Origin of the sequence: Bacillus sp. FSL K6-2819 (genome assembly GCF_038008305.1) — a bacterium.
GTDB classification, from domain to species: domain Bacteria; phylum Bacillota; class Bacilli; order Bacillales; family Bacillaceae; genus Bacillus; species Bacillus amyloliquefaciens.
This window is the reverse complement of sequence record NZ_JBBOYV010000001.1, coordinates 2,138,923-2,152,521: the sequence shown is the minus strand read 5'-3', so window position 1 is coordinate 2,152,521 and position 13,599 is coordinate 2,138,923. Positions and strand designations below refer to the sequence as shown.

Sequence of the window (13,599 nt, the reverse complement as noted above, 5' to 3'; positions counted from 1 at the left end):
ATGGACGTATATGATCTTAAGAATCACATTATTGAAAAGCCAGAATACATAGTACTTATTTTAGAAAAGACGGGGTTTTACAACGTTGATGAACGCGGAAATGAGTACAGATGTGCAAGAAAAAAAGGAAGAAATCCGACATCAGTAAAAGTAAATAAAACCACTTTAGGTGCAACCTGTTTTTCAACCAACTTAAAAGGTGACTTGATAACACTTGTTCAAAATAAATTGGGTTTATCTTTTCCCAAAACAATCAAAAGGATATCTGAAATAGTTGATTATAAAAGTGAAGAAGAATATAAACCACCTGAGTTACCATTCGGAGGTTTTTATAAGAAGATAAGAAAGCTAAGTAATCCAATGGATTTGGATCTAGAAACGTATTCCGAAGACATTTTAGATCAATTTGTATCTGTTCCAAATAAGTTGTTTTATGAGGATGGAATATTACCTTTAACTCAATCTTTGTTCCAGGTTGGTTACGATAGTGTTTCCGGAAGAATAACGGTTCCATGGAAATCTCTTAGTGGTGAATTGTGTGGTGTAATGGGGCGTCTTAATAAGAAGGAAGTTAATGATGAGGAAACAAAATGGCTACCTATTATTTCATTTCCTAAGTCCAAAACGCTATACGGGTTTGTTGAAAATTACAGTTCAATTAGAGAAAAGAGCATTGTTATGATCGGGGAATCCGAAAAACATTCAATGGCCTTAGCAAGTAAGGGATTGAATGTTGGAGTTTCTTTAGGAGGTAGCTTTTTAAGTGAAATTCAAGCAAATCACATAAAATCAATGTTTCCGAAAAAGTCTTTAGTCATGATGGATGAAGGATTAGGTGAAGAACATAGCGTAGAAATTGCCAACAGCCTAAAGTTTGAAAATTTCTTTGAAAATGAAGTTGGGTACATATTTGATCGTGAAAACAAGTATCTGCCTAAGGGATCAAAAATGGCACCAGCAGACCTTGATAAAAGCACTCTACACCGTCTAATTAGAGACTGTACAGTTTGGATATGAAAAGGAGATGATTGATTGAAAGAAAAATTAAATGAATTGAGACAACAAGGGAAAAACATTTATTCCTTTTCAAAGCTTGGAACCTTTAATAACTGTGAATATGAATACTACAATACATACGTTTTGAAAAAGAAAGGCATAGATAATATTTACACCCTTATGGGTTCTGAATTACATAACGGAATTGAACAGATTTATAAAAATGAATTAGACATTGGAGAATTTAAAAAGGGATTTGAAAATAGATTAATTGAATTAGAGCTGAATGGAGTCAACTTTCCGAGTGACTCAATCAGGGACAGCTGGAAAGCAGACATTGGTCATTTCCTAAACAATTTTAATAAAATTGACAGCAAAATGGTTTTAGAGAAGCTGTTTGTATTTGAAATATCAGATGGGATTTATCTTCAAGGATATGTAGATGCAATCCTTCCCAGTAAAAAAGGAAAACCATATGTTAGTATTTATGACTGGAAGACATCAAGTAAGTTTGCCGGCAAGAAATTAAATGAAGCAGGAAGACAGCTATTGATGTACAAGCTTGCATTGGAGCAAACAACTGACTTAAAAGTGGATAAAATCCTATGGTTCATGGTGAAATACGTTTATGTATGTACTCAAGGAAAAACCAAAGTGAAAAAGAAAATGTGTAACAGAGGTAAGTGGGTAAAGGAGATACGAAAGCAGCTAGAAAAAGAGATGCACAGCCTGGAATATGATGATTTCGAAATTGACTTGTTGTTAGATAACGCAGTAAAAGAAAATAGCATAGACTGCTTACCTGAAGAGATAAAAAATAAGTATTGGCTTGAAGATTGTATGGTTGAATATGAAGTTACTGAAGAGAAAATTAATGAACTGAAAGATTATATTACTGATACTGTTAAAAAGATTGAAAATAAAGACCGTGAAGATGAAACCCAATGGGAACCAGTGAAAATAGATAAATACAATTCCTTTTATTGCAGTGTCTTATGTGGTCACCGAAAAACATGCAAGTTTTATAAGGATTTTTTAAATAAATCATCAAATAAATTTAAGAAAAAGGATAAGATCGATTTGTTTGATAACCTATTTTCTTAGGGGGTAATGATGAGGAAGATATTCTATGACTTTGAAGTTTTTAAACATAACTGGATGGTTGTGCTGATCGATTATGATACTAAAAAGGGTAAGGTTATTGTAGATGATGTTGATGAACTGAAACGATTCTATAAGCTGTTTAAAGATGATATTTGGATTGGTTACAACTCTAGAATGTACGACCAATACATTTTAAAGGGAATCCTGTTAGGAATGAACCCTTATTATATAAGTTCAAGAATTATTAATGATAATGTAAAGGGATTTAATGTTGTTAGAGAAGGTTATAAGATCCCACTGAATAACTTTGACATAACAACTGGTTTCCACAGCTTAAAGCAGCTAGAAGGCTTTATGGGTTCAAGGATTAAGGAGTCATCAGTACCATTTGATATCGCAAGAGTATTAACAGAAAAAGAAATTAAGGAAGTTGTTGAGTACTGTATTCACGATGTGAAACAAACAATTGAAGTGTTTGATAATAAAAAGGAGGAATTCGAAAGCCAATTGGCTCTAATTGAAGCCTTTGATTTGGAAATGTCCATGTTTACAAAGACAAAAGCCCAATTATCTGCATTTATCTTGGGGGCTGAAAAGGAAGGAAACAGGGGAGATGAGTTTGAGCTTAGATTTCCTAATACATTAAAAATTGAAAAATACAAACACATTGTTGATTGGTATAGAAATCCTGAAAATCTAGATTATAAAAAAAAATTAAAGGTTGATGTTGCAGGTGTACCTCATATTTTTGCCTGGGGAGGTTTACATGGGGCATTACCAAAGTATAAAGATGAAGGGATAATTTTATGTTGTGATGTTGCATCTCTATACCCTTCAATCATGATTGAATATGATTACATTAGTCGTAACGTGAAAAACCCTTTGAAATATACTGAAATCAGAGATACACGGTTAGAACTTAAACGCAAAAAAGATCCTAAGCAGGCTCCCTACAAGATCGTCCTAAACTCAACGTATGGAGCAATGAAAGATCAGTATAATCCACTTTACGACCCGTTAATGGCCAATAACGTATGTTTAGCCGGGCAGCTGTTGTTATTAGATTTAATCGAGAAAATTGAACCGTATTGTAAACTGATTCAGTCAAATACTGATGGGTTGTTTATGAAAGTTGAAAAGGAATCTGATATTGATTTAATTAAGGAAGTGGCAAAGGAGTGGGAAACCAGAACACGATTAGATTTAGAGTGGGATGTTTATGAGAAGATTTATCAGAAGGATGTAAACAACTATATAATCATTGATAAAGACCATAAGTATAAATCTAAAGGTGCCTATGTTAAAAAACTAAACAACCTGGATTATGACTTACCAATTGTAAATAAAGCCATGATTGAGTATTTTACAAAAGACATTCCAGTTGAAAAAACCATCAATGAATGTGATCAGTTAAGAGAATTTCAAAAGATATCCAAGGTTTCAAACAAATATATGTACGCTCTCTATGGAGAAGAGAGGCTACCTGAAAAAGTTTTAAGAGTTTTTGCTTCTAATGATGAAGATGCTAAAGGTGTTTTCAAGGTTAAAACAGAAGAACGAATTGAAAAAATCGGAAATACTCCACCGCGCTGCTTTATAAATAATGATAACGTTATTGATTTAAAAGTTCCTGCTTATCTTGATAAGGAATATTACATAGAGATAGCCAAAAAACGAATAAATGATTATTTAGGAATATCGAATAGAAAGAAAACAAAGAAGGAGAAGTGATATGCATCGCCATTAAGAGTAAAAATAAAATTAAAACACACATTTTCAAGTCTGTTTATGGTATGATGATTTTAATTCCCTTAACCACTTTTTCTTACATAAGTTATGAGCAGCATTTACATAAAACAGAGGGAAATGAAGACTTAATGAAAGAATCATTTTATAAGAAGCCTAGACAGATTAGGATACCATCAAGTGAGAATATTGTCTCACGGCTATTTAAAAAAGCTCAAACGAACAAAGAACAACAATTAAAAAGGCATACAGAGAAGATTATCTCAGCAAAACTCATTAAACCTAAGCAAAGTAAGAAAAGGCACAGGAAGGGAGGTGAGACGGTAAAGCATAAACTTTTTAAGAATAAAAATAAAATTAGTATTGAAGAAAAAGAAAACAAGCCACCGGCCGCAAAGAAAACCATCCAGGTTAAGCTGAGTGCTTATATTGCCCACTGCCAAGAAGGATGCACAGGAACAACTAGAACAGGTGTTAATGTCACTCAATCAATCTATTACAAAGGGTATCGTGTAATTGCAACTGATCCAAGTGTTATTCCATTGAATTCAATAGTTGAAGTAAGAATTGGTGGGAGAACATTTAAAGCAATAGCAATTGATACTGGTGGCGCAATTGTTGGAAATAAAGTGGACTTGCTCGTAGCAACCGAGCGTGACGCAGTTAATTTTGGTAAACAAAGTGGGACAATCTCGATTATTAGTTAGGAGGCGGTTAATTGCCGAAGTTTTGGTCTTATCCAGAAGGGTTAAAAGTCATCATAAATGAGAATGCAAAGAGTGCTTGTCCTCATCATGTTGGACGGGAAGGGAAGATTGTTGAGTTGATGCACTCTGCCATATATGATTACGCGGTCAGTGATGAAACAGGTGATATTACATTCTTCAAGGAGCATGAAATAAATCCAGCTAAAGGAGGTTAATTGTTTGTTTAAAAAGGGAGAGAAGGTGATTGCAGGTTTCACGGGTGAGATTGGTGTTGTTGCGCAAGTTGATAAAGGACATGAGCAATTAGAAGTTGAGTTTCCAGACGGCTCATATAGAGTGATAGGCTTCAGCAATGTAAGAAGGGTGGAAGATAAATGACGATGATTATTTTAGAAGGCACTGACTGCTGCTACAAATCAACAATAGCAGATAAGCTAAGCAAAGAACTCGGATATCCGGTAATAAAGGGATCCAGCTTTGAATTGGCCAAGAGCGGAAATGAGAAGCTGTTTGAACACTTCAACAAGCTGGCCGATGAGGACAATGTAATTATTGATCGATACATATATTCAAATCTGGTTTATGCGAAGAAGTTCAAGGATTACTCAATTTTAACGGAAGAGCAGCAAAGAACAATCGAGAAGAAGATTAGAGATAAAGCCAAAGTGATCTACTTACATGCTGATCCAAAAGTTATTAAGCAACGTTTACTTGAACGGGGTGACGAATACATAAATGATCGAGACATTGAACCGGTCTTAGAGTTATATAGAGAAGTAATGAGCGATGCAGGATTACATACATATTCATGGGATACTGAGCAGTGGTCTAGTAAAGAAATTGCTGAAGACATAATCTTTTTAGTGGATGGGGTGATTTATGAAGAAAGTAATTGCAATTGATATGGATCAAGTTTTAGCTGATTTACTAAGTGATTGGGTAGCCTACATTAACGTCTACGACGATCCTTTTCTAAAAGAGGAAGATATACTGTGCTGGGATATCAGCAAATATTCAAATACCCAAAACAATGTTTATAGACATTTGGATTACGAATTGTTCAGGAATCTGGATGTTATAGAAGGGAGTCAGAGGGCAGTTGAGGAGCTGACGAAAAAATATGAAGTATATGTTGTTACTACAGCAACAAACCATCCAGAATCCCTTAAAGCTAAGTTAGAATGGCTCACAGAGCATTTTCCATTTATTCCACATAGCAATGTTGTGCTTTGTGGCAATAAAAACATAATTAAAGCAGACATCATGATTGATGACGGAATACATAATTTAGAAACATTTGAAGGAATGAAGATACTATTTGATGCTCCCCATAACAGGAATGACAATAGATTTATTCGTGTTATGAATTGGGAAGAGATTGAACGGAAATTACTTTAAAATAGATTAGATTTAGAGTGAAAATAAAGTTAAAAGGAGTGAATTAACACTCCTTAGTAAACTAACGTGCTTCTACTGTAATTTTATAAATCACATAATTGTCGTTAATGTCATACGCGTAAACCAATGCAGTGCCCAAAGTTGAACGAGAGGATACGACACCACTGGAACTAATGCTTATAAGGTTGCTTCCAGATACGATTTCCCAACGGGTGTAGCCTTTTAATAGAGATACGTTAGAATTCCTCAGCATGTGAAAATCAACTGTACCAAGCGGATCACCTAGCTGCTTAACTTGATCAACTGATTTGACAGGGGTTAAAGCAGAAGCCTGTGATGTGAATGCAGGGAGTGCTAGTGCTGTAAGCGATAGAGCAGAAACAATCAATCCTTTGTAAAACTTTTTCATAAGAATTACCTCCTAGGTTTTGATTGTGATTACAACTCCAGTCTAGCATGTTAAATATTTGAAATGTGTGAAGTGTTTGTGAATCTGATTAAAATATCTCTTTTATAGAGAAAGGAAGAGGCTTTTGAAAATAAACGAATTAAAATTTAATGAAATTTATAAGATAGATTGCTTAGATGGATTAAAGGAACTAAAAAATGAAAGTATCGATTTAATTGTAACCAGCCCACCATATGCAGATAGAAGAGAGGGAGAATATAAGTCTATTAAAACTAGTGAGTATGTGAATTGGTTTATTCCTATTGCTAAAGAACTTTATAGAGTATTGAAGCCTTCCGGAAGTTTCTTTATAAACATTAAATCACATTGTTCAAAGGGTGAGCGTGAATTATATGTTTATGAATTAGTAATCGCGCTGAAGAAAGAACTAGGCTGGAGGTTTGTTGATGAATTTACCTGGACAAAAAATGGAGTCCCTGGTCGTTTTAAAGGTCGCTTTAAAAATGGGTTCGAACCAATTTTCCACTTTGCAAAATCAAGCGAAATTGTTTTTAATCCATATGCAGTTGGCGTTCCGATGAAAGAAGAAAGCTTAAAAAGAGCTAATCGAAAAGCGACGGGTCTTACTAAAAACGGAAGCGGATTTGCTGGCATGAGAAGAAATGAAACCATGGTTAACAGGAGTTTGGCGTTACCATCAAACCACTTACATATTCCACAAAAATCAAACCAATACACATTACAATCTAAACATCCAGCAGTATTTCCAGTGGAACTTCCTGAGTTTTTTATAAAAGCATTCACTAATGAAGGGCAAGTTGTGTTAGACCCGTTTATGGGGAGCGGGACAACTGCAATTGCAAGTGAGATGCTTGGGAGGAAATGGATTGGATTTGAAACTGAAGCAAAATATATTGAGATTGCAAACGAAAGACTTAGAGGGTACGCAAATTCTAAATAAAAGATCAATTTTATTTAGAATAAAAATAAAATATATGGAGGTTGTTTATTGAGTAAACTACGTGTAATGAGTCTTTTTAGTGGAATCGGTGCATTTGAAGCTGCGCTAAGAAACATTGGGGTCGAATATGAACTGGTTGGCTTTAGCGAAATTGATAAGTATGCCATTAAGTCATATTGTGCAATTCACAACGTTGATGAGCAGCTAAACTACGGTGATGTAAGTAAGATAGATAAAACGTTTTTGCCTGAATTTGATCTTTTAGTTGGAGGATCTCCTTGTCAAAGCTTTAGTGTAGCCGGGCATCGGAAAGGATTTGAAGATACAAGGGGGACGTTGTTTTTTCAATACATTGAAACTCTTAAGGAAAAGCAACCAAAGTTCTTTGTTTTTGAGAATGTTAAAGGGTTAATTAATCATGATAAAGGCAGCACCTTGAATGTGATGGCAGAAGCTTTTAGTGAGGTTGGTTACAGAATTGACCTAGAGCTGCTTAATTCAAAATTTTTCAATGTTCCTCAGAATCGTGAGCGTATATACATAATTGGAGTTCGAGAAGATCTAATTGAAAATGACGAATGGGTTTTGGAAAAGGGAAGGAACGATGTTTTAAGTAAGGGAAAAAAGAGATTAAAAGAATTAAATATAAAAAGTTTCAATTTTAAATGGTCTGCACAAGATATTGTTGGACAGAGATTGCGAGAAATTCTTGAGGAATATGTAGATGAGAAGTATTACTTAAGCGAAGAAAAAACATCTAAACTGATTGAACAAATTGAAAAACCAAAAGAAAAAGATGTGGTGTTTGTTGGTGGCATTAACGTAGGAAAGAGGTGGCTGAATAACGGAAAAACATATTCCAGAAACTTTAAACAAGGCAATAGAGTCTATGATTCAAATGGCATTGCAACAACTTTGACATCCCAATCGGTAGGTGGTCTTGGAGGGCAGATTTCGCTATACAAAGTGGAAGACCCGATCATGATTGGTCACATTGATCTAAAAGGACATGATGCAATTAAAAGAGTGTACTCGCCTGATGGGGTGTCACCAACATTAACAACTATGGGAGGAGGTCATAGAGAACCTAAAATTGCTGTTGAGTATGTTGGTAATATTAATCCTTCAGGAAAAGGAATGAATGGCCAGGTTTACAATTCAAATGGGCTAAGTCCAACTATAACAACAAATAAGGGTGAAGGGGTGAAAATTTCTGTGCCAAACCCTGAAATAAGACCCGTCTTAACTCCAGAAAGGGAAGAAAAAAGACAAAATGGCAGACGCTTTAAAGAAGACGATGAACCGGCCTTCACTGTTAATACAATTGATCGTCATGGTGTAGCAATTGGTGAATACCCAAAATACAGAATTAGAAAGCTCACTCCATTAGAATGTTGGAGGCTGCAAGCATTTGATGAAGAAGATTTTGAGAAAGCTTTATCAGTGGGAATTAGTAATTCGCAGTTGTACAAGCAAGCCGGCAATTCAATTACTGTAACTGTACTTGAGTCAATATTCAAGGAATTAATACATACATACGTTAATAAAGAATCTGAATAAAATTTGTCTTTTAAAGAGTAAAAATAAAATACAAGAGGTGAATCGATCCTGTGGTTAACTATCCAGAAAGTTTAAAAGAGGAAGCCGAAAAAATTAAAGATGAAGTAAGAAGCGGCAAATTAGACGAGGGGAAAATAAAAGCCATTGCTAAGTCTGCGGTTGAGTTTTTAAGATCTCAAGAAAAGAGTCATGCTCATTGTGCAGAAGTTGCCGGTGCAATTGCTGCAAACCTAGAAGAGTTTTTTAAGACTTACCTAAAAGAGGATTAATACAACAGGATAAAAAGAAAGGATAAAGGGATGTTTATTGAAAAGGTACTATGTTAGATGTAGGAATCACAAAGGCGAAAACGCGTCTTTGGTAATTGAAGCAACGTCTACAGAAGAGGCTAAACGGAAGGCATTAGACATACATAAGGTAAAGACTGTTTATAACGTGAGCACTGGGGAAGGTAAGGAGACAAATTACCTTCAGAGAAAACATTCGCCGTACATAAAGAATGACAACGGGAAAGCTATAATCATATTCTCGTAGAGGAGGTTTCGGGTAATTAGGGATATTGCCAGGGATATCATTAATAATGACGTTGATGAGATTGAGGAGATACTGGATAAGCTTTGGGTTTACTTAGAGAACAATTTAAGGCCAGAGGATGACCGTATATGGAAAAGGTGTGATTCGGATATTTTGGCTGCAACAGTAAAGCTAAGAAATTTAAAAGAAACTTTTTGAGAATAAAAATAAAATAGTTGTTGATTGTTCGAGAGAATGCGAGTATATTAGAAATATAGGAAGCGAGGTGATGCATTGGAGTGTGTTAAATGCAAGGATCACATAGGCGAGATCGTTTATTACATAAGAATATCCGACAACAAAGAATACAGGGAATTCCAGGTACATAAAGAATGCGGAGAAGCAATCAAGAAAGAATGCATTGAGAATTGTAAAGACATGAAATTAGAAAAGACGTTGGAATACTTGCAACTACTTTAAGAGTAAAAATAAAATATTACTTTTATCTAGAATGGAGAGATGTTAAATGAAACAAGAACAATGGGTAGTAGTGGTTAGACGTGATGGGGAGACAAATAAAGGCAGAGTGTACAACAACTTTGTCACAGGAGAAGATTTGATTTTTGATTCTCTGGAAGTGGCAGAAAAGTTGGCATTGAGGGTTGAAAAAGAAGGAAGAGGAATCTGGACATTAGTGGAACCGTATAGCAAGCATGTATTAACTGAAAAAGCTTTTGATGATAGCTTTGTGGCTACAATGAAAGCTAATCGCGAATCAACTCATGAGTAGATAAGGAGATAATCTGCGATGAATGTAATTTCATATTTGATACTGGGTCTGATCTTATTCGGATCAATATTCTTAGGCAATGGAATGGCATGTTTGGTTGAGAATAAGAACTTTAAAGAAGGCAAACCATTTTATCTTACGGTTTTCTTAATCGGAGGATGTTCACTCCTTCTCGGAGTTATTCTTACAGTGATATGAACAAGAGCAAGGAAAATGTTCAGAAGGAATATTCACAATTTCCCGGGCAAGCGCAGTATACGACAAATCAAAACAAATAATGAGGAGAGAATAATCATGAACAATGAAAAATGGGTAGTTGAGGTCTATGCAGGTAAAGAATTCGTTGGAAAGATGACTGGCTTAGATGGAAAGGTAGCAGTATTTAATAAAGGAGAGCAAGCAATGACTGCAGCCCAAGAACTGAAAGCAGGAGGCTCATTAGGAGTATGGTGCAAGCTTGCAAAACTGGATGAGTGTGAAAATATTGCAGCTAGTCATTAACATTCTTGAAATCACGGGTCTTTTGTTGATTGGAATAGTTTCACTAGATACATATGGAATTAAAAGGAGAATAAAAGCTCAAATAGCTCTAGGATTATTAGTTTTAGCTGGTTTGTTATTCTTGGCAGGTTTGGTTTTACTGATTATCAACAATGTCTAGATAAAATTCAATTTTTATGGTGAAAGGAGCAACTGAAATGCAGGATAAATTAACGTCAGCAATTCACTTTATTGAGGTCAATCGGGATGAAATGGGTGACAAGAAATCACTAAACATGCTTTTAAAAGCCTTAAAGAAAATCATCAATGAGGGAGAAAAATGAGGTTTCACATACTTGAAGAGAAACAAATGAGGGATATTGGTTTTACAGATCACGTGAAATCAAAGTGGTACTTCATAAAATCAATCCAGCCTAACATCACATTTAATTTAACAATACATAAAAACAGTCTCAAAGGTGAAATAGATATTTTAAATGAAAGATGTTTGCAACCATATGATTATCAGTACTACATGAATGCTTATACAAGAGAAAAACTTGAATTTCCACATATCATACATGATAAAGTCCAAGAAATTATGTCCTACTTAATTGAAGAGGGAATTATCTCAGATTACACATTAGGCAGTTACATTTAAGGAGGTGAATAAGTGGGACGCCATAAAGCAACATTTGAAGGTAAGGTAATTAAGAAAAGTTGGACATTAGACCTGTGTGATGCCCTTGTCCCAATTGAGAAGCAATGTAGATACCAGCCATTTTTTGAAGGGATCATTGACTTAGACCCAATTGAAATCGAAGGGAAAGTGTATATCCCAGGGTTTAACGAATACGTAGTCGTAACAGACAGGCAGCGCAATACAAAAAATGAATGGACATATCAGACTGACAAGGTAATTAAAACAATTGAAGATAAAGAAAGCCTTGAAAAAGCGATTCAAACACAAGATAAAATAGAGGAATTTAATCAGCAACTTAAACAAGAATATGAACGCTTTAAAGAGCAAGAAGAAAAACGTAAAACTTCCTGGTGGAAGAGGCTAATTAAAAAAGACTAAAGGAGAGATATTTATTGAATAAGGATACAAAAGATATTCGGAACGGTTTCTTTATCGGATCAGGTTCTCTGATTGTAGTTGGATTGCTCATTTTTGTTGAAGCATTGACTATGTCACTAGTTGTTTATTACGGATTAAATCATGTGTTAAATCCATTGCTTATTGATACATACAATATTCAAAATGTTCATGTTACTTTATCTCATTCATTTGTTATCGGTGTTTTACTTAATATATTTGTCAAAGGTGTAAAACAGTCAGATCAAGAAAGAAACGAGAATATCTTCAAGAAAGCAGGTAAGTCTTTACTGTATTCAGCTTTTGCATTGATTGTTCTGTATGTTAGTACATTGTTTATTTAACGAAGGAGGAATCTGAATATGATTAAATCGCAGCAAGTTAAAGTTTTTAGAGAGACGTTGCATTGTGATGAATGCGAGGAAGCTCCAGAGCTCGTGTTTGCAAATATGATGCTCACATCAAACCCACCGAAGTATCCGTTTCAATGTCCATTGTGCATGAAAAAAGTTTATATGCAAACAACTTATCCAAGGGTTAAATACGAATCAGTTGATTGAGATTTAATTAAAAGTTTTATTTTATAGAAATAAGGGGGAAGAGAATGCCAATAAATTTAAAGATTAGAAAGAACGAAGCAGATAAGCCGAAGGTGAAAGAGATAGAGGACGGGTACTTCATTAAAATAAATGATGCTCATGTATACATTGTTAGAACACTAGACAGAGAGTATGCCGCTAAAGATAAACATGAAGTTATACTTATCAATCTGAGTTCCTTTCAAATATCGCCATACAAGGATATGAAGGCATTAAAAAGCAGGTTGTCTGACAGAGGTAGCACAGTTGAAGTTATCAGACCTAAACAAGCAAACGTTAATATCGGTTTTGAGTGGAGAGAAGCTAAATGAAAGAGCTTTTGGAAACTGCATAAAAGGATGATTTTAAGGAGATGATTAGACATTAGTATAAGTCAAAGGAAGTCTCAACGTATTCGAGAAGCTCTGATAAATTCAAACACAACTGCTGAGGAAATTGGAATGGATAAGGCATTATCAGAAGTTCTCAATCTACTCAAGAGAAGAATTTTGGAGCTGGAATCTTTGTATTATCCAGAGTGGGAATATGAAAATGCAAAAGTGAAGCTTGAAGAGCTTAGAGAAATGGTGAATAGAATTAATGTACTTCGAGGAACCGGGAAGGATGAACAAAGTGAATTTGAAAATGCAGGAAGCGGTTTTACATCTCAGCAAATATGACAGCAGTTCAAAAAGTGCTCAAGATGCACAGAAGTTGTTGAATGCTTTGAAGGATACATACGAAGTAGTTGGTTGCTGGTTTAGACATTATAAAGGCGGTCTGTATAAGGTTATTGGAGAGGTCATTCACACTGAAACAGAAGAAAAGCTGGTTACATATGAAGACCAAGACGGATTACTTTGGGCAAGACCTAAAGAAATGTTCTTTGGAAATGTGGCTGTTGAAGGTAAAGAGATTAAGAGGTTCACAAAAATAAATTAAAAGGATGATGACAATGAATAAAAAACACGGACTTTATTGCATGGGAACACTTGTTGGCACTTATGATGATGCTATTGAGGCTCATAAAGATGCTGTGTACGCTCAAGAAGAAAGCGGAGTACCGCATGAGGTAAGAGAGATTGATGAAGTAGCTGATTTAAACGAATTTAAATTTAAGCTATCAGAAGAAGCTATTGCTGTAGTCAGCAATACTGTATACACAGCAAGAATGAATCATAATACTGAACAATTCGAAATAACTGACACTACAACCGACAGTACTCTTACTTATACAAAATCAGAAATAGACAAGTAC

20 protein-coding genes and 1 pseudogene are annotated in these 13,599 nt (G+C 35.0%); 20 read left to right on the top strand and 1 reads right to left on the bottom strand.

All coding sequences use genetic code 11. From position 1 onward, the window contains the following. From MHH91_RS10940 to MHH91_RS10905, 8 genes are read left to right on the top strand one after another with little or no spacing between them, the layout of a single operon-like run. Nucleotides 1-1,017, top strand: a complete 1,017-nt coding sequence (locus MHH91_RS10940; RefSeq protein ID WP_259429501.1) for a hypothetical protein — start codon at nucleotides 1-3, stop codon at nucleotides 1,015-1,017. A gap of 15 nt (nucleotides 1,018-1,032) precedes the next feature. Next, entirely contained in the window at nucleotides 1,033-2,100 is a 1,068-nt protein-coding gene (locus MHH91_RS10935) for a PD-(D/E)XK nuclease family protein (RefSeq protein WP_340977816.1), read from the top strand. 6 nt (nucleotides 2,101-2,106) lie between these two features. Continuing rightward, complete coding sequence (locus MHH91_RS10930; protein ID WP_340977813.1) at nucleotides 2,107-3,831, top strand: hypothetical protein; 1,725 nt, start codon at nucleotides 2,107-2,109, stop codon at nucleotides 3,829-3,831. Continuing rightward, the gene (locus MHH91_RS10925; RefSeq protein WP_340977810.1) at nucleotides 3,828-4,553 is read left to right on the top strand and encodes a 3D domain-containing protein; all 726 of its coding nucleotides are present in this window, start codon (nucleotides 3,828-3,830) and stop codon (nucleotides 4,551-4,553) included. The genes MHH91_RS10930 and MHH91_RS10925 overlap by 4 nt, the downstream gene beginning before the upstream one ends. An 11-nt stretch (nucleotides 4,554-4,564) precedes the next feature. After that, nucleotides 4,565-4,768, top strand: coding sequence for a YorP family protein (locus MHH91_RS10920; protein ID WP_014471961.1), 204 nt, complete (start codon nucleotides 4,565-4,567; stop codon nucleotides 4,766-4,768). 4 nt (nucleotides 4,769-4,772) lie between these two features. Continuing rightward, nucleotides 4,773-4,931: a hypothetical protein gene (locus tag MHH91_RS10915; protein ID WP_014471960.1), complete on the top strand. Its 159-nt coding sequence runs from the start codon at nucleotides 4,773-4,775 to the stop codon at nucleotides 4,929-4,931. Next, nucleotides 4,928-5,455 carry an ATP-binding protein gene (locus MHH91_RS10910; protein WP_014471959.1) on the top strand — a complete coding sequence of 176 codons (528 nt, stop codon included), beginning with the start codon at nucleotides 4,928-4,930 and terminating at the stop codon, nucleotides 5,453-5,455. Before MHH91_RS10915 ends, MHH91_RS10910 begins: the two co-directional genes overlap by 4 nt. Next, entirely contained in the window at nucleotides 5,433-5,951 is a 519-nt protein-coding gene (locus tag MHH91_RS10905) for a 5' nucleotidase, NT5C type (RefSeq protein WP_014471958.1), read from the top strand. Before MHH91_RS10910 ends, MHH91_RS10905 begins: the two co-directional genes overlap by 23 nt. A gap of 61 nt (nucleotides 5,952-6,012) precedes the next feature. Here the strand turns inward: MHH91_RS10905 and MHH91_RS10900 are convergent, their stop codons facing one another. Next, complete coding sequence (locus MHH91_RS10900) at nucleotides 6,013-6,360, bottom strand: hypothetical protein (RefSeq protein WP_041915557.1); 348 nt, start codon at nucleotides 6,358-6,360, stop codon at nucleotides 6,013-6,015. A 124-nt stretch (nucleotides 6,361-6,484) separates the two neighbouring features. On the opposite strand from MHH91_RS10900, the gene MHH91_RS10895 reads away from it, so the two are divergent. From MHH91_RS10895 to MHH91_RS10840, 12 genes and pseudogenes are all read left to right on the top strand, one after another. Further along, nucleotides 6,485-7,321, top strand: coding sequence for a DNA-methyltransferase (locus MHH91_RS10895; protein WP_014471957.1), 837 nt, complete (start codon nucleotides 6,485-6,487; stop codon nucleotides 7,319-7,321). A gap of 48 nt (nucleotides 7,322-7,369) precedes the next feature. Beyond that, a complete protein-coding gene (gene dcm / locus MHH91_RS10890) occupies nucleotides 7,370-8,881 on the top strand; it encodes a DNA (cytosine-5-)-methyltransferase (protein ID WP_014471956.1) in 1,512 nt (503 codons plus the stop codon). 50 nt (nucleotides 8,882-8,931) lie between these two features. Next, complete coding sequence (locus MHH91_RS10885) at nucleotides 8,932-9,150, top strand: hypothetical protein (RefSeq protein ID WP_014471955.1); 219 nt, start codon at nucleotides 8,932-8,934, stop codon at nucleotides 9,148-9,150. Nucleotides 9,151-9,920: 770 nt separating this feature from the next. Next, nucleotides 9,921-10,184: a hypothetical protein gene (locus MHH91_RS10880; RefSeq protein WP_041915554.1), complete on the top strand. Its 264-nt coding sequence runs from the start codon at nucleotides 9,921-9,923 to the stop codon at nucleotides 10,182-10,184. 294 nt (nucleotides 10,185-10,478) lie between these two features. Next, a complete protein-coding gene (locus MHH91_RS10875) occupies nucleotides 10,479-10,685 on the top strand; it encodes a hypothetical protein (protein WP_014471952.1) in 207 nt (68 codons plus the stop codon). 197 nt (nucleotides 10,686-10,882) lie between these two features. Then, on the top strand, nucleotides 10,883-11,008 hold the full coding sequence (locus MHH91_RS10870) for a hypothetical protein (protein ID WP_014471951.1): 126 nt from the start codon (nucleotides 10,883-10,885) through the stop codon (nucleotides 11,006-11,008). Nucleotides 11,009-11,397: 389 nt separating this feature from the next. Next, the gene (locus MHH91_RS10865) at nucleotides 11,398-11,745 is read left to right on the top strand and encodes a hypothetical protein (protein WP_373419140.1); all 348 of its coding nucleotides are present in this window, start codon (nucleotides 11,398-11,400) and stop codon (nucleotides 11,743-11,745) included. A 14-nt stretch (nucleotides 11,746-11,759) separates the two neighbouring features. Further along, nucleotides 11,760-12,107: a hypothetical protein gene (locus tag MHH91_RS10860; RefSeq protein ID WP_014471948.1), complete on the top strand. Its 348-nt coding sequence runs from the start codon at nucleotides 11,760-11,762 to the stop codon at nucleotides 12,105-12,107. A 260-nt stretch (nucleotides 12,108-12,367) separates the two neighbouring features. Next, complete coding sequence (locus MHH91_RS10855) at nucleotides 12,368-12,673, top strand: hypothetical protein (RefSeq protein WP_014471947.1); 306 nt, start codon at nucleotides 12,368-12,370, stop codon at nucleotides 12,671-12,673. A 129-nt stretch (nucleotides 12,674-12,802) separates the two neighbouring features. Continuing rightward, on the top strand, nucleotides 12,803-13,021 hold the full coding sequence (locus MHH91_RS10850) for a hypothetical protein (RefSeq protein ID WP_148230871.1): 219 nt from the start codon (nucleotides 12,803-12,805) through the stop codon (nucleotides 13,019-13,021). Beyond that, nucleotides 12,975-13,283, top strand: coding sequence for a DUF1653 domain-containing protein (locus MHH91_RS10845; protein WP_237701433.1), 309 nt, complete (start codon nucleotides 12,975-12,977; stop codon nucleotides 13,281-13,283). The genes MHH91_RS10850 and MHH91_RS10845 overlap by 47 nt, the downstream gene beginning before the upstream one ends. Nucleotides 13,284-13,296: 13 nt before the next feature. Beyond that, nucleotides 13,297-13,425 (top strand): annotated as a pseudogene (locus MHH91_RS10840) (hypothetical protein); the annotation flags it as partial. Nucleotides 13,426-13,599 lie beyond the last annotated feature (174 nt).